Here is a 22,282-nt window from a genome sequence, read left to right as displayed (position 1 = left end):
AAGCCCGCTTGCGCGGGCTTTTTTATACCTCGATTTTGGCGACCTCAGTACCCACTGAGAATATTCACAATCACCCCGCTGGCGATGGCCACCAGCACGTAATCGCCGTTCACGGACAACCAGCGGTGGTCACGCGGCGGTGCATAGAGGTGACGTGCGCGCCAGTCAGTCACCCAATAGCGGTCGCCGCGGTAACGGGGGTCAACGGCATGACCGCGTTGCCATTGCTGATGCGGTACCGGCATCCCCGCTTGAGGGCGGTAGTTTGGATTTTTGTAGGCCGGCGCGTGGCCGTTTCCCGGGCGCCCTTGTTGTGGCTGCTTTCCATGTTGGGGGCCGCCATGCTGAGGGTTGCCCTGATGGGAGGGACCGTTGTCATGCCCCTGGGGCGGGCCAGGTTGAGCGAAGCTGGCCAGCGGTACGCTGAACATCAGCGCGGCGCAAAGCACGGTCAGGGTTTTCTTCATGTGATGCTGATCCTCTGCATGTTAAGGCCCGGCGCAACTCACTGAGCGCCTGGTGCGGTTAACTGTTCAGACAGCGGTTCTGCCAGCCTACTCCCTGGCCAGAGGTAAAGGTCGGGTAAAGGTGAACCAGGCGATCACATCGTGCCCAGGCCCAGCGCCTTCAACCGCCGATAGAGCGTGCGCTCGCTCATGCCAAGATGCCGAGCCAGTTCACTGCGTGGCCCCTGAAACTGATCCAGCGCCTGCGCCAGCTCACTCAAGTCGCCATGCCCCCTGCCCTTGGTGAAACCTGGCGCGCTCTGCGGGCCGATATCTTCGGGTAGATGCTCGGGGCGGATCAGCCCGTCATCGGCAAACAGCCGTGCCCTTTCCAGGATGTTACGCAGCTCGCGGATGTTGCCCGGGAATGGATGCAGGCCTAGCTGTTTCAGCGCGCCATCGGTCAGGCTCGGCGTCGGCTTGCCAGCCATGCGCTGAAGGAGGCTCTCGGCAAGTAATGGCAGGTCTTCCACACGTTCACGCAGTGCGGGCAGCCGGATCGGAAAGCCACTGATGCGGTAATACAGGTCCTCACGGAAAGTACCCTCAGCGACCATCTTCTTGAGCGGTTTGTGTGTTGCCGACACCAGGCGGAAATCCGCGTGCACGGTCCGCAGGCTGCCCACCGGGCGGAAGCTGCCGGACTCGATCAGGCGCAGCAACTTCACCTGCATCGCCATCGGCACCTCGCCAATTTCATCGAGGAACAACGTGCCGCCATGGGCCGCTTCGGCCAGGCCGATCTTGCGCTGGTTGGCGCCGGTGAACGCGCCCTTCTCGTAGCCGAACAATTCGCTCTCGAACAGCGACTCGGTCAAACCGGTGCAGTCGACCACCACCAACGGCCCACTGGCGCGCGGGCTGCCCATGTGGATGGCGCGGGCGAACAGCTCTTTACCGGTACCCGATTCACCCTGCAGCAACACCGGAATTTGCGCGGGGGCGGCGCGCTGCAGGCTGGCCAGTGCCGCCTTGAACGCTGGCGCCCGCCCGACCAGGCCCTGTTGCTGAGGCTGCGCCGAGGCTAGGGTGATAGTGGTGAGCCGCTCGACAAAGGCGACCACCCTGCCCTGCTCGTCCAGGATCGGCCGCAGTTCGACATCCACATGCTCAGGGCCTCGCGGGGTGTGATGAATGTGCAGCACGCGCTCCGGCACTTTGCTGTGCCACGCCTTGCGCATCGGGCAATGTTCACCTGCCTGGTCGCAAGGTACCGCGTAGTGGTGCGAGACCTTGTGGCACTTTTCACCCAACGGCGCCTGCTCGTCTCGGCCGAACTGGCGGCGGTAGGCGGCGTTGGCGGCGAGGATGTTGTAGTCGGTATCCAGCACGATGGTGGGCAGCGCATCGTATTCGAGGTAGGAAACCAGCGCTAGGATGATGTGATGGGCTTCAGGCATGGGGGCACCGATGTGATAACCCGGCGGAGGGTAGCAAGGACTGCCAAACACTGCCATTGGCTGACAGTCGACTGCCAATGTGGCTGCCATGTTGCCTGGCGCGTGCCAGGCAGGGCCGCATTCATTGGCCCATGCCCATGAAAAACCCTGGCATGCATCTTGATAAACCTCCGGTCACTGCCTACGCCTCTACAAAGGGTGCAGGAAACTTTGGAGAACGTGATGATCATCGGTAACAACCTTCACGTGGAAGCCTTCTTCGACGAGGCGACCTCGACCATCAGCTACCTGCTCATGGACAGCGAGACGCGCAAGTGCGCGTTGATCGACAGTGTGCTGGACTACGACCCCAAGTCCGGGCGTACCTGCACCGCTTCGGCAGACCGGTTGATCGCCCAGGTTGAGGCGCTGGGTGGCCAGGTGCAGTGGATTCTGGAAACCCATGTTCACGCCGATCACCTTTCGGCAGCCGCCTACCTGAAGGAAAAACTTGGCGGCCACACCGCCATCGGTGCGCACATCACCCAGGTGCAAAAAGTCTTCGGCGCGCTGTTCAATGCCGAGCCGGGTTTTGCCCGGGACGGCAGCCAGTTCGATGTACTGCTTGAGGACGAGGAAGGTTTTCGCATCGGCAACCTGCACGCCCGTGCCTTGCACACCCCGGGGCACACCCCGGCATGCATGAGTTATGTGGTGGTGGATGGTGGTGAAACGGCGGTGTTCGTCGGCGACACGCTGTTCATGCCCGACTACGGTACGGCGCGCTGCGACTTCCCCGGCGCCGACGCACGCACTCTGTACCGCTCGATCCGCCGCCTGCTGGCCTTCCCCGACCAGACCCGGTTGTTCCTGTGCCACGACTACCTGCCTGGCGGGCGCGCGATGCAGTACGTCACGACCGTGGCCGAGCAGCGCGGCAGCAATATCCACATCCATCACGGCGTTGATGAAGACAGCTTCGTGGCCATGCGCGAGGCCCGTGACAAGACCCTCGACATGCCCGTGCTGATCCTGCCATCGGTGCAGGTGAACATGCGCAGCGGCCATTTTCCCGAGCCCGAGGCCAATGGCGTGAGCTACCTGAAGATTCCACTGAACACGCTTTGATCGCTTTTACCCATAACGAGATTTCCAGGAACTACCGCCATGCCTGCCTTGCTGTCCCCTGCCAATGCTTCCACTACCGACCACCACAAAGTGCTCATCGTCGGTGCCGGTGCTGCCGGTATCGCCACGGCGTCCAGCCTGATCAGCCGTGATCCGTCATTGGACATCGCACTGATCGACCCCGCCGACGTGCACTACTACCAGCCGGGCTGGACGATGGTCGGCGCCGGTGTGTTCAAGGCGCCGAGCACGGCGCGCACCATGGCCTCGACCATTCCCCGGGGTGTGCAATGGATCAAGGCGCGGGTGCAGGGCTTCGATCCCTTGGGCCAACTTGTCGTGCTTGAGGATGGCCGCGCCATCAGCTACGAGCAGTTGGTGGTTTGCCCTGGCCTGAAACTCGACTGGCAGGCCATCGACGGGCTGAGCGAGACCCTTGGCCGCAACGGCGTGACCTCGAACTACCGCTATGACCTGGCGCCTTACACCTGGCAGCTGGTGCAAAACCTCAGGCAAGGCCGTGCCCTGTTCACCCAGCCGCCAATGCCGATCAAGTGCGCCGGCGCGCCGCAGAAGGCGCTGTATTTGTCTTGCGATCATTGGCTGCGTCAGGGCCATTTGGGCGATGTAAAAGCCAGTTTCTTCAACGCCGGTGCCGTGCTGTTTGGCGTTGCCGACTATGTCCCTGCATTGATGGCCTATATCGACAAGTACGCCGTGGACCTCAATTACGCCCACCGGCTGGTGGCAGTGGATGGCCCCGGCAAGCGCGCGACGTTCGTGCGTACGTTGCCTGACGGTAGCCATGAAACCCGCATCGAGCCCTTCGATATGTTGCACGTGGTACCGCCGCAAGTGGCGCCCGAGTTCATTCGCGAAAGCCCGCTGGCCGATAGTGCAGGCTGGGTCGATGTCGACCCGCAGACCTTGCGCCACCGAAAATTCATCAACATCCATGCCTTGGGCGACGTGGCCAGCACCAGCAATGCCAAGACTGCCGCAGCAGCGCGCAAGCAGGCGCCGGTAGTGGCCAACAATGTGCTGGTGGCGCTGGGCAGGCTGCCTACCCTCGCCCAGTACGACGGCTATGGCTCGTGCCCACTGACCGTCGAGCGCGGCAAGATCGTGCTGGCCGAGTTCACCTATGGCGGCAAGGTGGCGCCGAGCTTCCCGCGCTGGTTGCTCGATGGCCGCCAGCCGACGCGCCTGGCCTGGTTGCTGAAGGCACGGGTACTGCCACCCTTGTACTGGAAAGGCATGCTCAAAGGGCGTGAATGGCTGGCGCGCCCGCAGCCACTGGTAGCCGAGGCCGGCAAGTGATCGAACATCAACTGTTGGGCGCGGGCCTGGGCGCGATCATTGGTGCGGTGTTGGCATTGACCGGCGCCGGGGGCGGTATTTTGGCGGTGCCACTGCTGGTGTTTGGCCTGGGCCTGTCGATGGTCGAGGCGGCGCCCGTCGGCCTGCTGGCTGTGGGCCTGGCTGCCGCCGTGGGCGCCGTGCTGGGTTTGCGCCAAGGGTTGGTGCGCTACCGGGCGGCTTTGTTCATTGCCCTGATCGGCATCGCGGTCGCCCCCTTTGGCTTGATGCTGGCGCACCGCGTGCCCAATACACCGCTGGTGCTGATATTCGCCTGCGTGCTGGTCTACGCCTGCCTGCGCATCTGGCGCAAGGCCGCCAGGGAGCTGCGCGGCGAAGCTAACGATGCGCACCGCTACATCGAGCCTTGCGTGCTCAACCCATTGCAGGGGCGTTTGCGTTGGACGCTCCCCTGCGCACGGGCCCTGGCATTGACTGGTGCGCTGTCGGGGTTGTTGTCCGGCCTGCTGGGGGTGGGCGGTGGCTTCGTGATTATTCCGGCCTTGAACCGCTACACCAACCTGCGCATGGCCAGCATCGTCTCTACCTCGCTGGCGGTGATTGCGCTGGTGTCCACCGGTAGCGTGCTCAGCGCCAGCCTGGCGGGGGTAATGCACTGGCAGGTTGGTGCCCCCTTTGCGGTCGGCGCGGTGACCGGCTTGCTGTTGGCGCGGCCGCTGGCGGCCAGGCTGGCTGGGCCACGTTTGCAACAGATGTTTGCCGTGGCCGGTTGGTTGGCCGCCCTGCTGCTGGCTGGCAAGGTTCTATTGAGCTAACAGCTCGCCTTGTTCGGCGGCGCACAGCGCCAGCAGGTAGTCCCACACGACCCGCAGGCGCACTGACTTGTGCAGCTCACGCCGCGTGCAGATCCAGTAACTGCGCTGGATGGTTTCGCTGGGCAGCACACGGACCAGCGTCGGGTCGTGGCGCGCCATGAAGTTGGGCAACACGGCAATGCCAAGGCCTGCGCGTGCGGCTTGTTGCTGGGCGATCACGCTGGTGCTGCGAAATGCCACGCTGGGCGACCGGCAGAAGCTGTTGAGAAACAGCAGCTCCTGGCTGAACAGCAGGTCATCGACGTAGCCGATCCAACTGTGCCGGGCCAGGTCTTCGCGGGTGCGCAGCGGCGGCGCGCGGTCGAGGTAGGCCTGGCTCGCATACAAGGCCAGTCGATAGTCGGTGAGCTTGCGGGTGATCAGCAGGTCGGCATTGGGCCGCTCCAGGTGGATGCTGATTTCCGCCTCGCGGTTGAGGATGCTGACGAAGCGCGGTACGGCCACCAGCTCCACCTCAAGGCCTGGGTAGCGCTCGAACAGCGCGTTCATGCGCGGGGTGAAGAACATGATGCCGATGCCTTCGGTCACCCCCAGGCGGATCTTGCCCAGCGGGGTGATGGCCTGGGTGATTTCTTCCTGCGCCAGCAAAGCCACGTTTTCCATGGCTTCGGCGTGCTTGAGCAGGGCCTGGCCGGAGGGAGTCAGGTCGTAGCCCTGGGCGTGCTGCACGAACAGGGGCGTGCCCAGGCTTTTCTCGATGCTCTCGATATGCCGGGCTACTGTGCTGTGGGTGGTGTTGAGGCGTTTGGCAGCGGTGAGCAGCCGGCCGCTGCGCTGCAACTCGAGGAAAAACCGCAAATCGTTCCAGTCGAACATGCTGATCCCTGCATCCCGATTACGCGGTCGTTCCCACAATGACCGTGTGCGTCCAATGGTTGCCGCTGTGCTAAAACGCACAGCGGCTGCGCGAAATCTCGTGTTTCCACAGCGAAATTAATCAATAAGATGGTTCGGGACAAGAACAATAATCAGGCGCGAGGTTGCACATGCCATCAGCCGATTCTGTCTTCGACTACGTGGTCGTGGGCGCCGGTCCTGCCGGGTGCCTGCTGGCCAATCGCTTGTCCGCCGACCCTTCCTGCCGCGTGCTGCTGCTTGAAGCGGGTGGCCGTGACAACTATCCCTGGATCCACATCCCCGTCGGCTACCTCTACTGCATCGGTAACCCCCGCACCGACTGGTGCTTCAAGACCGAGGCGCAGAACGGCCTGGGCGGCCGCAGCCTGGGTTACCCACGGGGCAAGGTGCTTGGCGGTTGTTCCTCGATCAACGGCATGATCTACATGCGCGGCCAGGCGGCCGACTATGACCGCTGGGCCGAGCAAGGCAACTCAGGCTGGGCCTGGCAGGACGTACTGCCCCTGTTCAAGGCCAGCGAAAACCACTTTGCCGGTGACAGCGAGCACCATGGCGCTGCCGGTGAATGGCGGGTCGAGCGCCAGCGCTACAGCTGGCCGATCCTCGACGCCTTCCGCGATGCGGCCGAGCAAAGCGGCATCGCCAACGTCGACGACTTCAACACGGGTGATAACCAGGGCTGTGGATACTTTCAGGTCAACCAGCGCAGCGGTGTGCGCTGGAATGCATCCAAGGCGTTTCTGCGGCCAGTGATGAGCCGGCCGAACCTGACGGTGCTGACCGGCGTGGAAGTCGACCAGGTGCTGCTCAACAACACCCGTGCGCGTGCGGTAAAAGCCCGCTGGCAGAATGCCTGGCACGAATTCGCTGCGCGGCGCGAGATCATTCTGTGCGCCGGGGCCGTGGGCTCGCCGGGCATCCTCCAGCGCTCCGGCATCGGCCCGCGCAAATTGCTGGAAGACTTGGGGATCGGCGTGCGCCATGACATGCCCGGTGTCGGTGGCAACCTGCAGGACCACCTGCAATTGCGCCTGATCTACCAAGTCCGCAACACCCGTACCCTCAACCAGATGGCCAACAGCCTGTGGGGCAAGATGGGCATGGGCCTGCGTTACCTGTACGATCGCAGCGGCCCATTGGCCATGGCCCCCAGCCAGTTGGGCGCGTTCGTGCGTTCCAGCCCCGAGCACGCCACCGCCAACTTGCAGTACCACGTGCAGCCCTTGTCGCTGGAGCGCTTCGGCGAGCCGTTGCACCGCTTCCCGGCATTCACCGCCTCGGTGTGCAACCTGCGGCCGCTCAGCCGCGGGCGCATCGACATCGGTGCTGCAGATATGCACAGCGCGCCATTGATCGACCCCAGCTACCTCAGTGACCCTGAAGATTTGCGGGTTGCCGCCGACGCCATCCGGATCACCCGGCGCATAGTCCAGGCCCCTGCCCTCGCCGCGTTCGCGCCACAGGAATACCTGCCGGGCTCAGCCCTGCAAAGTGAAGAAGACCTGTTCGAGGCTGCCGGCAAGATCGGTACCACCATCTTCCACCCTGTGGGCACCTGCCGCATGGGCAGCGGCCCACTGGATGTTGTGGATAACCAGTTGCGGGTACACGGCATACCCGGCCTGCGCGTGGCGGATGCCTCGATCATGCCGCAGATCACCTCCGGCAATACCTGTTCACCCACGCTGATGATCGCCGAGAAGGCGGCGCAACTTATCCTCAAAGGAGCCGCAACCCAGACCTACCTAAACGAAGACGCAATACCGACGCCCTGACCCGGGTGCGTGCAACACCGGCAGCTTGCGGTCGGAAGCTGCCGACAGTGGAACAAAAAGAATAATCACTGTGGCCTGTGGGCCGAGGACAGCAACGATGTCGGATTACATCCAAGAGCAGGGTGCGACGGCCAGCGGCACCAGCCGTCGCGAAGAACGAAAGATCATTTTCGCGTCATCCCTCGGGACAGTTTTCGAGTGGTATGACTTTTTTCTCTATGGCGCGCTGGCAGCGGTCATCAGCAAGCAGTTCTTTGCTGGGGTCAACGACACCACGGCCTTCATCTTTGCCCTCATGGCCTTCGCCGCCGGCTTCCTGGTTCGCCCCTTCGGTGCGCTGGTGTTCGGCCGGCTGGGCGACATGATCGGGCGCAAGTACACCTTCCTGGTGACCATCGTGCTGATGGGCCTGTCGACCTTTGCCGTCGGCCTGCTGCCAACCTATGCCAGCATCGGCATCGCGGCACCGATCATCCTGGTGATCCTGCGCATGCTGCAGGGGCTGGCGCTGGGCGGTGAGTACGGTGGTGCGGCAACCTACGTGGCCGAGCATGCGCCGCAAGGCAAGCGCGGCTTCCATACCGGTTTCATCCAGTCCACCGCCACCCTTGGCTTGCTGCTGTCGCTGCTGGTGGTTTTGGGCAGCCGCTACATCAGCGGCGACCAGTTCGAAACCTGGGGCTGGCGCCTGCCGTTCCTGCTGTCGATCTTCCTGCTGGCGATCTCCACCTGGATCCGCATGAGCATGCACGAGTCGCCGGCCTTCGTGAAAATGAAGGCCCAGGGCAAGATCAGCAAGTCGCCCATCCGTGAATCGTTCACCTCCTGGCCGAACCTCAAGGTGGTACTCACTGCCCTGTTCAGCATCAACGCTGGCCAGGCGGTGACCTTCTACACGGCGCAATTCTACGTGCTGTTCTTCATGACCCAGATGCTCAAGATGGACCCCGCCCAGGCCAACACGCTGCTGATCATCAGTGTGGTGATCGGGGCGCCGTTCTTCGTGTTCTTCGGGTGGCTGTCGGACCGCATCGGGCGTAAGCCGATTCTGATGCTGGGTCTGTTGCTGGCGACCGTGCTGTACTTCCCCCTGTTCAAGGCGCTCAGCCATTACGCCAACCCACAGATCGACGCCGCCAGCCGTCAGGCGCCGATTGTGGTCACCGCCGACCCGCAGGGCTGCACCTTCCAGTTCGACCCGGTCGGCAAGGCGCGTTTCGACAGCCCGTGCGACAAGGTCAAGACGTTCCTGGTCAAGCAGGGGCTGCCGTACAGCTCGGTGAGCGTGGCCGGCAGCGAGGTGGTGGTCAACATTGGCGACAAGACCATCAACGGTTTCGACGAAACCGCCATGCGTTCGGCGATCGAGCAGGCGGGGTACCCGGCCAAGGCTGACCCAGGGCAAGTGAACCAGGTGATGGTGGTGGTACTGATCGTGGCGATGATCCTGATCGCGACCATGACCTACGGCCCACTGGCGGCGGTGATGGTCGAGCTGTTCCCGACCCGTATCCGTTATACCTCGATGTCCCTGCCCTATCACATCGGCAACGGCTGGTTCGGTGGCTTCCTGCCGACGGTGTCGTTCGCGCTGGTGGTGTATACCGGGGATATCTTCTACGGGCTGTGGTACCCGGTGCTGGTGACCGGCATCAGCCTGGTGGTAGGGATCTTCTGCCTGAAGGAAACCAAGGACGTGGATATCGACAAGGTCTGAGGGGGTAAAACGCCCATAAAAAAACCGGCTTAAGCGCCGGTTTTTTTATGCCTCCGAAAAACTTATGCACGTTTTTCGCAAATCTGTAACGTGAAGAAATAAACAGCTAATTCAATCACTTAACGCGTACTTGCAACCGCTCATTAAAAAACTGCTCACAAGTTATCCACAGAACGTCAGGCCATCTGCTCGTGCGGTTTTTCATCCACCGGTGGCAGCGAACCCAGGGCCCTTTGCGTGGCCTCGTTCCAGGCGGCGGCGCGGTCGTTGAGCTCGGCGATGGCACGCGGGCCGGTGCCGTTGGCATACATCGGCTCACCGATCACCACCTCGATGGTGCCCGCACGCTTGCCCCAGCCAGCCTTCGGCCAGAACTTGCCGGCGTTGTGCGCAATGGGCAGCACCGGCAGGCCAGCATTGACTGCCAGCGCGGTACCGCCGCGGGAGAACTTGCCGACGGTGCCGAACGGCACGCGAGTACCTTCCGGGAAAATCAGCACCCATACACCCTGCTTGAGCAGCTCGTCACCTTGGCTGGCGACCTGGCGCAGGGCTTCCTTGGGGTTGTCGCGGTTGATTGCGATCGGCCGCAGCATGGCCATGGCCCAGCCGAAGAACGGCACGTACAGCAGCTCGCGCTTGAGCACTTGGCTGAGGGGCGAGAAGTACTGGGAAAGGAAGAAGGTTTCCCAGGTGCTCTGATGGTTGGACAGGATCACACACGGCTCACTGGGCACGTTTTCGGCGCCGGTGATCTTGTAATCGATGCCAAGGATGGTGCGGCTCAGAAATAACGCGCAACGGCACCAGTACACGTTGATGAACTTGTAACGCCTGGGGAATGACAAGAATGGCGCGACAAAAAAGCTCAGGGTGCACCACAGCAACGAGCTGGTGCCCAGCAGCAGGTAAAAAAGAAAGATTCTGATCGCCTGCAGGATCGACATAGTGGCTTGTACCATTGCGGGCGTGCCCGCCTGAGAAAAATGCGCCCGAAGGCGCACTGTTTAAATTAGTTCTCTGGCGATAGCTGCCAGATCGTCGAAAATCAGTGTAGTTTCGGAGACGCCTTTTTCCAGGGTCCGCTCACCCTTGCCGGTTTTCACCAGCACAGGTTGTGCACCGACGGCCACGGCAGCCTGAAGGTCACCTTGGCTGTCGCCGACAAACCACACGCCGCCAAGGGCGGCCTGGTAATGCTCGGCAATTGCCAGCAGCATGCCCGGCTTGGGCTTGCGGCAAGCGCAGCCCTCGTCCGGCCCATGCGGGCAATACACGATATGGCCCACTTCACCGCCCTGCTCGGCCACCAACGCACGCAGGCGCGTGTGCATGGCCTCGAGGGTATCCAGCGAGTAGTAGCCACGGGCAATGCCGGACTGGTTGGTGGCCACGGCCACCGTCCAGCCCGCCTTGCTCAACTGCGCGATGGCCTCGACCGAGCCGGGGATGGGGACCCACTCTTCCAGCGACTTGATGTAGGCGTCGGAGTCGTAGTTGATCACCCCGTCACGATCGAGAATCAGCAGTTTCAAGGCTTACCCCAGCAGCGAGATGTCGGCTACACCCAGGAACAGACCGCGCAGGCGGCTGAGCAGGGCATAACGGTTGGCGCGGACCTTGGCGTCCTCGGCATTGACCATCACCGCCTCGAAGAAGGCGTCGACCGGGTCACGCAGGGCAGCCAGGCGGGCCAGCGACTCGCTGTACTGGCGTGCGGCAGCCATCGGTTGCACGGCCTGGTCGGCCTGCTGGATGGCCGAGTACAGGGAGAACTCGTTGGCGTTGTCGAAGTACTTCGGCTCGACCTGTTCGGCGATGGCGCCCTCGGCCTTGCTCAGCAGGTTCGATACGCGCTTGTTCACCGCCGCCAGGGCTTCGGCTTCCGGCAGTTTGCGGAAAGCCTGCACGGCCTGCACGCGCTGGTCGAAGTCCAGGGCAGAGCCCGGCTTCAGGGCACGTACCGACAGGTAGGTGGCAACGTCGATGCCTTCGTCTTCGTAGCGCGCACGCAGGCGGTCGAAGATGAACTCCAGCACTTGCTCGGCCAGGCCGGCGGCCTTGACCTTGGCGCCGAACTGCTTGACCGCGAATTCGGCGGCACCGGTCAGGTCCAGGTCCAGCTGCTTCTCGATCAGGATGCGCAGTACACCCAGTGCGGCGCGGCGCAGGGCGTAAGGGTCTTTGCTGCCGGTAGGCAGCATGCCGATGCCGAAGATGCCGACCAGGGTGTCGAGCTTGTCGGCGATGGCCACGGCAGCACCGGTCAGGGTCTGCGGCAGTTCAGCGCCAGCGCCACGCGGCATGTACTGCTCGTTCAGGGCCATGGCGACGTCTTGCGGCTCGCCATCGTTGAGCGCGTAGTAGTAACCGGCAACACCCTGCATTTCAGGGAATTCGCCGACCATCTCGGTGGCCAGGTCGCACTTGGACAGCAGGCCGGCGCGGCCGGCGCGCTGGGCATCGCCGCCAATCAGTGGTGCGATGAAGGCGGCCAGCTTGGAAACGCGTTCGGCCTTGTCGTAGACGGTGCCCAACTGAGCCTGGAACACCACGTTCTTGAGGCGCTCGTTGAAGGTTTCCAGCGGCTGCTTCTTGTCTTGCTTGAAGAAGAACTCGGCGTCGGTGAGGCGTGGGCGCACGACCTTCTCGTTGCCTTCGACGATCTGCTTCGGGTCGCGGCTTTCGACGTTGGCCACGGTAATGAAGCGCGGCAGCAGCTTGCCTTCGCTGTCCAGCAGGCAGAAGTACTTCTGGTTGTCCTGCATGGTGGTGATCAGGGCTTCTTGCGGCACGTCGAGGAAACGCTCCTCGAACGAGCACACCAGCGGCACTGGCCACTCGACCAGGGCGGTCACTTCGTCCAGCAGCGCGGGCGGCACGATGGCGCTGCCTTCCTGCTGCATGGCCAGTTCCGCAGTGCGTTTGGCGATCAGCTCGCGGCGCTCGGAGAAGTCGGCCAGCACGTAGGCTTTGCGCAGGTCTTCAACGTAGTTGGCCGGGGTGGTGATGACCACGTTTTCCGGGTGATGGAAACGGTGCCCGCGGGACTCACGGCCGGCTTGCTGGGCAAGGATGGTGCAGTCGACGACCTGGTCACCGAGCAGCATCACCAGCCACTGGGTCGGGCGCACGAACTCTTCGCGGCTGGCGCCCCAGCGCATGCGCTTGGGGATCGGCAGGTCGTTGAGCGAGTCTTCGACGATGGTCGGCAGCAGGCCGAGGGTGGCCTTGCCCGGGATGTGCTGGGAGAAGCGCAGCTTGGCGCCGCTCTGGTCGATCTCGGCCAGCTCGACGCCGCACTTCTTGGCGAAGCCCAGGGCTGCCTGAGTCGGGTTGCCTTCGGCGTCGAAGGCCGCCTGGCGGGGCGGGCCGTCGATATTGATGCTGCGGTCAGGCTGCTGCACGTCGAGCTGGCGGATCAGCACCGCCAGGCGGCGCGGCGCGGCGTATACCGACTTGGCGGCGTAGTTCAGGCCTGCGGCCTGCAGGCCTTTCTCGATACCGGCCAGGAAGGCGTCGCCGAGGGTGGCCAGGGCTTTGGGTGGCAGCTCTTCGGTGCCCAGTTCTACCAGGAAATCTTGAGCACTCATTGTGCAGCCTCCAGCTTAGCCAACACTTCGTCACGCAGTTCAGGGGTCGCCATCGGGAAGCCCATGCGTGCGCGGGCTTGCAGATAGCTTTGCGCCACGTCCCGGGCCAGGGTACGTACACGCAGGATGTAACGCTGGCGCTCGGTCACCGAGATGGCGCGGCGGGCGTCGAGCAGGTTGAAGGTGTGCGAGGCCTTCAGGACCATTTCGTAGGTCGGCAGCGGCAGCTCCAGCTTGATCAGGCGGTTGGCTTCGCTTTCGTAGAAGTCGAACAGCTCGAACAGCTTCTCGACGTTGGCGTGTTCGAAGTTGTAGGTCGACTGCTCCACTTCGTTCTGGTGGAACACGTCGCCGTAGGTGACCTTGCCGAACGGGCCATCGGCCCAGACCAGGTCGTAGACCGAGTCGACGCCCTGGATGTACATGGCCAGGCGTTCCAGGCCATAGGTGATTTCACCGGTGACCGGGTAGCACTCGATGCCGCCGACCTGCTGGAAGTAGGTGAACTGGGTCACCTCCATGCCGTTCAGCCAGATTTCCCAGCCCAGGCCCCAGGCGCCGAGGGTCGGCGATTCCCAGTTGTCTTCGACGAAACGGATGTCGTGGACCAGCGGATCCAGGCCGATGGCTTTCAGCGAGCCGAGGTACAGCTCCTGGAAGTTGGCCGGGTTCGGCTTGAGCACCACCTGAAACTGGTAGTAGTGCTGCAGGCGGTTTGGGTTTTCGCCATACCGCCCGTCGGCAGGGCGACGGCTAGGCTGCACGTAGGCGGCGTTCCAGGTCTCTGGGCCAACGGCGCGCAGGAACGTGGCGGTATGGAAAGTGCCGGCGCCTACTTCCATATCGTAGGGCTGAAGCACCACACAACCTTGAGCTGCCCAGTAGTTCTGCAGGGCGAGGATCAGGTCTTGGAAGGTACGCACGGCTGGCGTAGGCTGGCTCACGAAATTCACCTGTATCTGGGGATGCGGATGTAAAGAGCGGGAGTATAACCTGATTCGCCTCGCCCTCTACTCATTGGAGCCTTATGCCACGCTGCTTTTGGTGTACCGACGATCCGTTGTACCAGGCCTACCACGACCAGGAATGGGGAACACCGCAGCGTGATCCGGCGTTGCTGTTCGAGATGCTTTTGCTCGAAGGGTTCCAGGCTGGGCTGTCATGGATCACGGTTTTGCGTAAACGCGAGCGCTATCGCGAGGTGCTGCACGGCTTCGACCCCTTGAAGTTGTCGCAGATGAGCGATGAACGCATCGAAGCGCTGATGCTCGACGCCGGCATCATCCGCAACCGCCTCAAGCTCAAGGCCGCCCGGCGCAACGCCCAGGCCTGGCTGGCTGTGGATAACCCCGCCGAGTGGCTCTGGTCATTTGTCGGCGGCAAGCCCAAGGTCAATCATTTCGTGGGCCGCAGCGACGTGCCGGCAGTCACCGACGAAGCCAAGGCGATGAGCAAGGCCTTGCAAAAAGCTGGCTTCACTTTTGTTGGCCCGACCATCTGCTACGCCTTCATGCAGGCCACCGGCATGGTCATGGACCACACCACCGATTGTGATCGCTACGCCGCCTTGGCGCGCTGAAGGGGTACAATGCGCGCCTTGCTGAAATAAGGAATTCGCCTGTGGAAAAGTTCAAGGGCGCCCTGATGGTCGGGGTGCTTCGACTGTTCGCCAAGTTGCCCTGGGGCGCGGTACAGCGCGTCGGCGCCGGTATCGGCTGGCTGATGTGGAAGGTCCCAAACGGGTCGCGCAACGTGGTGCGTATCAACCTGGCCAAGTGTTTCCCCGAGATGGACCCGGTCGCGCGTGAGCAGCTGGTTGGCCATGCGCTCAGAGACATCGGCAAGTCCTTCGTCGAGAGCGCATGCGCCTGGATCTGGCCACCGCAGCGTTCGCTGGAGCTGGTCAAGGAAGTGCAAGGCCTGGAAGTGCTTGAGCAGGCCCTGGCCTCGGGCAAGGGCGTGGTCGGCATCACCAGCCACCTGGGTAACTGGGAAGTGTTGAACCACTTCTACTGCAACCAGTGCAAACCGATCATCTTCTACCGCCCGCCGAAACTGAAGGCCGTGGATGACCTGCTGCGCGAACAGCGGGTGCAGATGGGTAACCGCGTCGCGCCTTCGACCAAGGAAGGCATCCTCAGTGTGATCAAGGAAGTGCGCCGCGGTGGGCAGGTGGGGATCCCAGCCGACCCGGAGCCGGCGGAATCGGCCGGGGTGTTCGTGCCGTTTCTCGGTACCCAGGCGCTGACCAGCAAGTTCGTGCCGAACATGCTGGCCGGTGGCAAGGCGGTAGGGGTGTTCCTGCATGCACTGCGGCTGCCGGATGGCTCTGGGTTCCGGGTGATTCTGGAAGCGGCGCCTGAAGCGATGTACAGCACGGATGTGACCGAGTCGGCGGCGGCCATGAGCAAGGTGGTCGAGCGGTATGTGCGCGAGTACCCGAGCCAGTACATGTGGAGCATGAAGCGCTTCAAGAAGCGCCCGGCCGGTGAGCCGCGCTGGTATTGAGATTTTTTGGGGGCGCTTTGCGCCCCGGCAATTTCAGACTTTATTCAGCTTCTTGAGGAACACCGCCATCTCTTTCTCGGCCTGCTTATCCCCATGGGCCTGCGCCGCCACGATCCCGTCCTCCCAGGCCTTGCGCGCCGCCGCCAAATCACCCTGCAACTGATACGCCTTGCCCAGCAGCTTCCACGCCGCCGAATACTTAGGGTCCTGCTCGACGCAGCGTGCCAGGTGCACCGCCGCCTCAGCCCCGTTGCCCTCATCCAGCCAGGCTTTGCCCAGGCCAAACCTCAGCAGTGGGTTATCCACACCCTTGGCCAGCATTTTCTCCAGCGACTCGCGCATGCCCACTTCTCCTAGAAGAAACTCAAGCCGACGTGGAACAGCTTCTCCACATCCCGAATGTGTTTTTTATCCACAACGAACAAAATCACGTGGTCACCCGATGCGATCATCGTGTCGTCGTGGGCAATCATCACCTCTTCGTCGCGGATGATCGCGCCGATCGTGGTACCCGGTGGCAGGGCGATGTCTTCAATGGCCTTGCCCACCACCTTGCTCGATTTCGAATCGCCGTGTGCCACGGCCTCGATGGCCTCGGCTGCGCCGCGGCGCAGGGAGTGCACGCTGACGATGTCGCCACGCCGTACGTGCGCCAGCAAGGTGCCGATGGTGGCCAACTGCGGGCTGATGGCGATGTCGATTTCACCGCCCTGCACCAGGTCCACGTAGGCCGGGTTGTTGATGATGGTCATCACCTTGCGCGCACCCAGGCGCTTGGCCAGCAGCGACGACATGATGTTGGCCTCGTCGTCGTTGGTCAGGGCCAGGAAGATGTCGGCGTCGGCGATGTTCTCTTCGAGCATCAGGTCTTTGTCTGACGCACTGCCCTGCAGCACCACGGTGCTTTCCAGGGTGTCGGAGAGGTGGCGGCAGCGGGCCGGGTTCATCTCGATGATTTTCACCTGGTAGCGGCTTTCGATGGCCTCGGCCAGGCGCTCGCCGATCTGCCCGCCACCGGCGATGACCACACGCTTGTTGGTCTCGTCGATGCGCCGCAGCTCGCCCATCACCGCGCGAATGTCTTTTTTCGCGGCGATGAAGAACACTTCGTCATCGGCCTCTATCACGGTGTCACCGCGTGGGGTGATCGGCCGGTCACGGCGGAAGATTGCCGCCACGCGGGTGTCTACATTGGGCATGTGTGCGCGGATCTGGCGCAGCTGCTGGCCCACCAGTGGGCCGCCGTAGTACGCCTTGACCGCCACCAGTTGCGCCTTGCCTTCGGCAAAGTCGATCACCTGCAAGGAGCCCGGATGCTCGATCAGGCGCTTGATGTAGTTGGTCACCACCTGCTCGGGGCTGATCAGCACGTCCACCGGGATGTGGTCGTTGTGGAACAGCTCTTCGCGGGTGAGGTAGGCCGATTCGCGTACCCGGGCGATCTTGGTCGGGGTATGGAACAGCGAATAGGCGACCTGGCAGGCCACCATGTTGGTCTCGTCGCTGTTGGTCACCGCCACCAGCATGTCGGCGTCGTCGGCGCCGGCCTGGCGCAGCACCGTCGGCAGCGAGCCGCGGCCCTGCACCGTGCGGATGTCCAGGCGGTCGCCGAGGTCGCGCAGGCGCTCGCCGTCGGTGTCGACCACGGTGATGTCGTTGGCCTCGCTGGCCAGGTGCTCTGCCAGCGTACCGCCCACCTGCCCTGCGCCGAGGATGATGATCTTCATCCGCTACTCCCTGAACCGTTGTGCTTATCCGCGAGAAGCGGCGATCTTGATCAGCTTGGCATAATAAAAACCGTCGTGGCCGCCTTCCTGGGCCAGCAACTGGCGGCCGTGGGGCTGGCGCAGGCCGGCCTCGGTGGCCAGGTCCAGCTCACGGGCGCCTGGGGTGCGGGCGAGGAACGCCTCGATCACCTCGGTGTTTTCGGTCGGCAGGCTCGAGCAGGTGGCGTAGAGCAGCATGCCGCCCACTTCCAGGGTTGGCCACAGGGCATCGAGCAGCTCGCCTTGCAGCGTGGCCAGGGCCGGAATGTCATCGGCCTGACGGGTCAGCTTGATGTCCGGGTGGCGGCGGATCACGCCGGTGGCCGAGCACGGGGCGTCGAGCAGGATGCGCTGGAAGGGTTTGCCGTCCCACCAGCTGGCGGTGTCGCGGGCATCACAGGCGATCAGTTCGGCGTCCAGTTGCAGGCGCTCGAGGTTCTCGCGCACGCGGGTCAGGCGCTTGGCCTCCAGGTCGATGGCCACCAGGTGTGCAAGGCCGGCCTCGGCTTCGAGCAAGTGGCAGGTCTTGCCGCCCGGGGCGCAGCAGGCGTCGAGCACGCGTTGGCCGGGGGCCAGTTCGAGCAGGTCGGCAGACAATTGCGCGGCCTCGTCCTGCACGCTCACCCAGCCTTCGGCGAAGCCCGGCAGGCTGCGCACATCACAGGGCTCATTCAGCACGATACCGTCGCGGCTGAACTGGCAGGCGCTGGCGCCGACGCCGGCCTCTGCCAGCAGGGCCAGGTAGGCATCGCGGCTGTGGTGGCGGCGGTTGACCCGCAGGATCATCGGCGGGTGGGCGTTGTTGGCGGCGCAGATGGCTTCCCATTGCTCTGGCCAGAAGGCCTTCAGCGCTTTCTGCAGCCACCGAGGGTGTGCAGTGCGTACCACCGGGTCGCGCTCCATACCGGCGAGCAGCGCTTCGCCTTCACGCTGGGCGCGGCGCAGCACTGCATTGAGCAGGGCCTTGGCCCACGGTTTTTTCAGCTTGTCGGCGCAGCCAACGGTCTCGCCGATGGCGGCGTGTGCCGGAATGCGCGTGTAGAACAGCTGGTACAAGCCGACCAGCAGCAGTGCCTGCACATCGGCATCGGCGGCCTTGAACGGCTTTTGCAGCAACTGCGCGGCCAACAGGTCGAGGCGCGGCTGCCAGCGGGCGGTGCCGAACGCCAGGTCCTGGGTCAGGCCACGGTCGCGTTCATCGACCTTGTCCAGTTGCGCCGGCAACGAACTGTTCAGCGAGGCCTTGCCGCTGAGCACAGCGGCAAGGGCACGGGCAGCAGCCAGGCGTGGGTTCATTGGCCGAGCACCTTGCCGTTGGCGAACTTCTCGCGGCGGCTGTTGAACAGGTCGCTGAAGTTCAGCGCCTTGCCGCCGGGCAGTTGCAGGCGGGTCAGGCTCAAGGCTTGATCACCACACGCGACCTCCAGGCCATCCTTGCTGGCAGACAGGATCTCACCGGGGGCGCCCTTGCCTGTGGACAACCTGGCCGCCAGCACCTTCACGCTTTCGCCGTCCAGGGTGCTATGGCACACCGGCCACGGGTTGAAGGCACGGATCAGGCGCTCCAGCTCCACGGCCGGGCGGCTCCAGTCGATGCGCGCTTCGTCTTTGTTCAGCTTGTGTGCGTAGGTGGCCAGGGTGTCGTCCTGGGCTTCGCCTTGCAGCGTGCCGTCGGCGAGGCCAGCGATGGCCTGTAGGACGGTCGGTGGGCCCATTTCGGCGAGGCGATCATGCAGGGTACCGCCGGTGTCTTCGGCGCTGATCGGGGTGACCACCTTGAGCAGCATCGGCCCGGTGTCCAGGCCGGCTTCCATGCGCATCACGGTTACGCCGCTCTCGGCGTCACCGGCTTGCACGGCGCGCTGGATCGGCGCTGCACCGCGCCAACGTGGCAGCAGCGAGGCGTGGCTGTTGATGCAGCCCAGGCGGGGAATATCCAGCACGGCCTGGGGCAGGATCAGGCCGTAGGCGACCACCACCATCAGGTCGGGCTTGAGCGCGGCGAGTTCTGCCTGGGCATCGGCATTGCGCAGGGTCGGCGGTTGCAGCACCGGGATGTCGTGGGCCACGGCCAGGGCCTTGACCGCGCTCGGCATGAGCTTCTGGCCACGGCCGGCGGGGCGGTCTGGCTGGGTGTAGACGGCCACGATCTCATAGGGGCTGTCGAGCAGTGCCTTGAGGTGTTCGGCGGCAAACTCTGGAGTGCCTGCGAAGACGATGCGCATGGAGTTCTCGCTGCAAAAAAGAAGAAGGCTTGCCGGAGCAAGCCTTCTGGAAGGTGGGGATCAGGCGTTCTGGCGGTGCTGCTTTTCCAGCTTCTTCTTGATTCGGTCGCGTTTGAGCGTGGACAGGTAGTCGACGAACAGCTTGCCGTTGAGGTGATCGAACTCGTGCTGCACGCACACGGCCAGCAGGCCTTCGGCTTCGAGCTCAAAGGGCTTGCCATCGCGGTCCAGGGCTTTGACGCGCACCCGCAGAGGGCGGTCGACGTTCTCGTAGAAGCCAGGCACCGACAGGCAGCCTTCCTGGTATTGGCCCATGTCGTGGGTCAGCTCTTCGACCACCGGGTTGATGAAAACCCGTGGCTCGCTGCGGTCTTCGCTCAGGTCCATCACCACAAGCTGTTTGTGGACGTTGACCTGGGTCGCCGCCAGGCCGATGCCAGGCGCCTCGTACATGGTTTCAAACATGTCGTCGATCAGCTGGCTCAGGGCGTCGTCGAACACCGTCACCGGTTTGGCGATGGTGCGCAGGCGCGGGTCCGGGAATTCGAGAATGTTCAAGATGGCCATAAGGTCGGGCAGTCACTGTGCGTTCGGTTGAAAACTGAACACACATAATAAAGGTAATCGGCGATTTCGGCACCTGGCAAGCTCGTCTAGGGTGTCTATGGGCTTGATAGCCTCCGATTAATAGACAGCTTTTCAAAGTGTTACCCACAAACTTATCCACAGGTTGTGCCACGTAAATGGCCCTGTTTCGATCAAGGATGATCCCGATGCCGACCCCCCACTCGTCGCCTTGCCCGCCTGCCGAACTGGAAGCGCGATTGCGCCTGCACCGCCTTCCCGAGACAGGGCTGCGTCGTTTTAACACCTTGCTGCAAGCCTTTGGCAGCGCCTCTTCAGCGCTGAGTGCGCCGGCCGGCGCCTGGCGAGCGCTGGGCATGGCGCAGGCCACCATCGATGCGCGGCGCAGCGCCGAAGTACGCGACGGCGCACTGGCTGCGATGGCCTGGCTAGAGCATCCCGGCCAGCATTTGCTGATGTGGGACAGCCCTGGCTACCCTGCGTTGCTGGGTGAAATCGATGATCCACCGCCGCTGCTTTTCGTCGCCGGTGACCCTGCTTTGCTTGACCGGCCACAGTTGGCAATTGTGGGCAGCAGGCGTGCTTCACCCCCCGCGCTCGACACTGCCAGGGCGTTTTCCCGTTACCTGTCGCAGGCCGGTTTCACTATTACCAGTGGGCTGGCGTTGGGCATCGACGGTGCCGCTCATCGGGCTGCGCTGCAGGCTGGCGGGGGGACAATCGGTGTGCTCGGCACGGGCTTGCAAAAACTTTATCCACAGCGCCATCGCGAGCTTGCCCAGGCGATCATCGACAGCGGTAGCGCCCTGGTTTCCGAGTACCCGCTGGATGCTGGGCCGCTGCCGGGGAATTTTCCACGGCGCAATCGCATCATCAGCGGTTTGTCGCTGGGCGTGCTGGTGGTGGAGGCGAGCCTGGCCAGTGGTTCGTTGATAACCGCGCGGCTGGCGGCCGAGCAGGGCCGTGAGGTTTACGCCATCCCCGGCTCGATCCACCACCCCGGGGCCAAAGGCTGCCACCAGTTGATCCGTGACGGCGCGCTCTTGGTGGAGAGCGTGGAACAGATTCTGGAAAGCCTGCGAGGCTGGCAGAACCTGCCCCCTGCGATAGTGGACGAATACGACCACCCCCTGCTTGCTCTGCTGCATGCTGCGCCACAGACTACCGAAAGCCTGGCCCGGTGCAGCGAGCAGCCGCTGGCCGACGTGCTGGCGCAACTGACCGAACTGGAGCTGCAAGGGCAGGTCAGCAATGAAGCCGGGCGTTGGTTTGCCCGTGCGGGCTAAGTACACTGCGCGCAAGCAAGGTTCATAGGCGGAGAGAGAGAAATGGTGAGCAGTTTTCGTGTGCAACAAGCCGCACGTGAGATCCGGGCGGGCGCGGTGATTGCCTACCCGACCGAAGCGGTCTGGGGCCTGGGCTGCGACCCGTGGAACGAGGACGCGGTGTACCGCCTGCTGGCGCTCAAGTCGCGGCCTGTGGATAAAGGCCTGATCCTGGTCGCTGACAACATCCGCCAGTTCGACTTCCTGTTCGAGGATTTCCCCGAGGACTGGATCGACCGCATGGGCAGTACCTGGCCTGGCCCTAATACCTGGCTGGTGCCGCACCAGGACCTGTTGCCCGAGTGGGTGACGGGTGAGCACGACACGGTGGCGCTGCGGGTCAGCGACCATCCGCAAGTGCGTGAATTGTGTGCATTGGTTGGGCCGTTGATTTCCACCTCGTGCAACCCCGGCGGTCGCCCGGCGGCGAAAACCCGGTTGCGGGTGGAGCAGTACTTCCATGGGCAGTTGGATCTGGTACTGGGCGGGGCGCTGGGGGGAAGGAAGAACCCGAGTGTTATTCGGAATCTGGCGACTGGCGAGGTTGTGCGCCCGGGCTGATACATATCCACAGGACTGGCGGGTGACTTGGGCTCCCACAGGTTAGAGCCAGGTCCACGGTAGATTTTCTGATTTTGTCTCGAAGGGCTGGCGCGCGATCGTGTGGGGGCTGATAGGTGCTCGCTTTGATGCTTTCTTCGCCTGTGAGATCGAGCGCCGCC

The 22,282-nt window shown here is 63.4% G+C and carries 21 protein-coding genes; 9 read left to right on the top strand and 12 right to left on the bottom strand.

The features are described from left to right. Window positions 1–44: 44 nt before the first annotated feature. Entirely contained in the window at window positions 45–467 is a 423-nt protein-coding gene (locus NP534_RS16415) for an RcnB family protein (RefSeq protein ID WP_274099402.1), read from the bottom strand. A gap of 134 nt (window positions 468–601) precedes the next feature. Next, window positions 602–1,906, bottom strand: coding sequence for a sigma-54 interaction domain-containing protein (locus NP534_RS16410; protein WP_274099401.1), 1,305 nt, complete (start codon window positions 1,904–1,906; stop codon window positions 602–604). A gap of 222 nt (window positions 1,907–2,128) precedes the next feature. Between NP534_RS16410 and NP534_RS16405 the strand changes: the two genes are divergently transcribed. From NP534_RS16405 to NP534_RS16395, 3 genes are read left to right on the top strand one after another with little or no spacing between them, the layout of a single operon-like run. Further along, complete coding sequence (locus NP534_RS16405) at window positions 2,129–3,013, top strand: MBL fold metallo-hydrolase (protein WP_033702447.1); 885 nt, start codon at window positions 2,129–2,131, stop codon at window positions 3,011–3,013. A 39-nt stretch (window positions 3,014–3,052) separates the two neighbouring features. Continuing rightward, on the top strand, window positions 3,053–4,333 hold the full coding sequence (locus NP534_RS16400; protein ID WP_274099400.1) for an NAD(P)/FAD-dependent oxidoreductase: 1,281 nt from the start codon (window positions 3,053–3,055) through the stop codon (window positions 4,331–4,333). Then, window positions 4,330–5,148, top strand: a complete 819-nt coding sequence (locus tag NP534_RS16395) for a sulfite exporter TauE/SafE family protein (protein WP_274099399.1) — start codon at window positions 4,330–4,332, stop codon at window positions 5,146–5,148. Before NP534_RS16400 ends, NP534_RS16395 begins: the two co-directional genes overlap by 4 nt. On the opposite strand, the gene NP534_RS16390 is transcribed toward NP534_RS16395, so the two are convergent. Then, entirely contained in the window at window positions 5,137–6,024 is an 888-nt protein-coding gene (locus tag NP534_RS16390; protein WP_186655441.1) for a LysR family transcriptional regulator, read from the bottom strand. The two genes, NP534_RS16395 and NP534_RS16390, sit on opposite strands and share 12 nt — an antisense overlap. A 170-nt stretch (window positions 6,025–6,194) precedes the next feature. Here NP534_RS16390 and NP534_RS16385 point away from each other — a divergent pair, with 170 nt between their 5' ends. Beyond that, window positions 6,195–7,841, top strand: coding sequence for a GMC family oxidoreductase (locus tag NP534_RS16385; RefSeq protein ID WP_274099398.1), 1,647 nt, complete (start codon window positions 6,195–6,197; stop codon window positions 7,839–7,841). Window positions 7,842–7,938: 97 nt separating this feature from the next. Continuing rightward, window positions 7,939–9,558 carry an MFS transporter gene (locus tag NP534_RS16380; protein ID WP_033702451.1) on the top strand — a complete coding sequence of 540 codons (1,620 nt, stop codon included), beginning with the start codon at window positions 7,939–7,941 and terminating at the stop codon, window positions 9,556–9,558. Between the two features lie 176 nt (window positions 9,559–9,734). Here NP534_RS16380 and NP534_RS16375 read toward each other — a convergent pair whose 3' ends face one another. Genes NP534_RS16375 through glyQ form a run of 4 tightly spaced genes read right to left on the bottom strand, consistent with a single transcriptional unit; the run spans window position 9,735 to window position 14,095 of the window. Then, window positions 9,735–10,520 carry a lysophospholipid acyltransferase family protein gene (locus tag NP534_RS16375; RefSeq protein ID WP_274099397.1) on the bottom strand — a complete coding sequence of 262 codons (786 nt, stop codon included), beginning with the start codon at window positions 10,518–10,520 and terminating at the stop codon, window positions 9,735–9,737. Window positions 10,521–10,565: 45 nt separating this feature from the next. Further along, window positions 10,566–11,093: a D-glycero-beta-D-manno-heptose 1,7-bisphosphate 7-phosphatase gene (gene gmhB, locus NP534_RS16370; RefSeq protein ID WP_274099396.1), complete on the bottom strand. Its 528-nt coding sequence runs from the start codon at window positions 11,091–11,093 to the stop codon at window positions 10,566–10,568. A 3-nt stretch (window positions 11,094–11,096) separates the two neighbouring features. After that, window positions 11,097–13,151 carry a glycine--tRNA ligase subunit beta gene (gene glyS / locus NP534_RS16365; RefSeq protein WP_095063962.1) on the bottom strand — a complete coding sequence of 685 codons (2,055 nt, stop codon included), beginning with the start codon at window positions 13,149–13,151 and terminating at the stop codon, window positions 11,097–11,099. Beyond that, a complete protein-coding gene (glyQ, locus tag NP534_RS16360; protein ID WP_033702456.1) occupies window positions 13,148–14,095 on the bottom strand; it encodes a glycine--tRNA ligase subunit alpha in 948 nt (315 codons plus the stop codon). The genes glyS and glyQ overlap by 4 nt, the downstream gene beginning before the upstream one ends. A gap of 83 nt (window positions 14,096–14,178) precedes the next feature. On the opposite strand from glyQ, the gene NP534_RS16355 reads away from it, so the two are divergent. Next, window positions 14,179–14,730 (top strand): DNA-3-methyladenine glycosylase I, encoded by a 552-nt coding sequence (locus NP534_RS16355; RefSeq protein ID WP_033702457.1) that lies wholly within the window; start codon window positions 14,179–14,181, stop codon window positions 14,728–14,730. Between the two features lie 41 nt (window positions 14,731–14,771). Beyond that, window positions 14,772–15,659 carry a lysophospholipid acyltransferase gene (locus NP534_RS16350; RefSeq protein WP_033702458.1) on the top strand — a complete coding sequence of 296 codons (888 nt, stop codon included), beginning with the start codon at window positions 14,772–14,774 and terminating at the stop codon, window positions 15,657–15,659. A gap of 33 nt (window positions 15,660–15,692) precedes the next feature. Here the strand turns inward: NP534_RS16350 and NP534_RS16345 are convergent, their stop codons facing one another. The 5 genes from NP534_RS16345 to def are packed head-to-tail and all read right to left on the bottom strand — an operon-like array spanning window position 15,693 to window position 20,217. After that, a complete protein-coding gene (locus tag NP534_RS16345) occupies window positions 15,693–16,001 on the bottom strand; it encodes a tetratricopeptide repeat protein (protein WP_008096550.1) in 309 nt (102 codons plus the stop codon). Between the two features lie 11 nt (window positions 16,002–16,012). Beyond that, window positions 16,013–17,386 (bottom strand): Trk system potassium transporter TrkA, encoded by a 1,374-nt coding sequence (trkA, locus tag NP534_RS16340; RefSeq protein ID WP_033702460.1) that lies wholly within the window; start codon window positions 17,384–17,386, stop codon window positions 16,013–16,015. A 24-nt stretch (window positions 17,387–17,410) separates the two neighbouring features. Beyond that, window positions 17,411–18,721, bottom strand: a complete 1,311-nt coding sequence (gene rsmB / locus NP534_RS16335) for a 16S rRNA (cytosine(967)-C(5))-methyltransferase RsmB (RefSeq protein WP_186655426.1) — start codon at window positions 18,719–18,721, stop codon at window positions 17,411–17,413. Next, a complete protein-coding gene (fmt, locus tag NP534_RS16330; RefSeq protein WP_274099395.1) occupies window positions 18,718–19,650 on the bottom strand; it encodes a methionyl-tRNA formyltransferase in 933 nt (310 codons plus the stop codon). The genes rsmB and fmt overlap by 4 nt, the downstream gene beginning before the upstream one ends. Before the next feature lie 60 nt (window positions 19,651–19,710). Continuing rightward, window positions 19,711–20,217 (bottom strand): peptide deformylase, encoded by a 507-nt coding sequence (def, locus tag NP534_RS16325; protein ID WP_033702463.1) that lies wholly within the window; start codon window positions 20,215–20,217, stop codon window positions 19,711–19,713. A gap of 206 nt (window positions 20,218–20,423) precedes the next feature. Between def and dprA the strand changes: the two genes are divergently transcribed. Further along, entirely contained in the window at window positions 20,424–21,521 is a 1,098-nt protein-coding gene (gene dprA, locus NP534_RS16320; protein ID WP_274099394.1) for a DNA-processing protein DprA, read from the top strand. Between the two features lie 42 nt (window positions 21,522–21,563). Further along, on the top strand, window positions 21,564–22,121 hold the full coding sequence (locus NP534_RS16315; RefSeq protein ID WP_033702465.1) for an L-threonylcarbamoyladenylate synthase: 558 nt from the start codon (window positions 21,564–21,566) through the stop codon (window positions 22,119–22,121). Window positions 22,122–22,282 lie beyond the last annotated feature (161 nt).

The organism is Pseudomonas sp. 39004, assembly GCF_028682155.1.
GTDB classification, from domain to species: domain Bacteria; phylum Pseudomonadota; class Gammaproteobacteria; order Pseudomonadales; family Pseudomonadaceae; genus Aquipseudomonas; species Aquipseudomonas capeferrum.
This window is presented reverse-complemented; position numbering and strand designations above follow the sequence as displayed.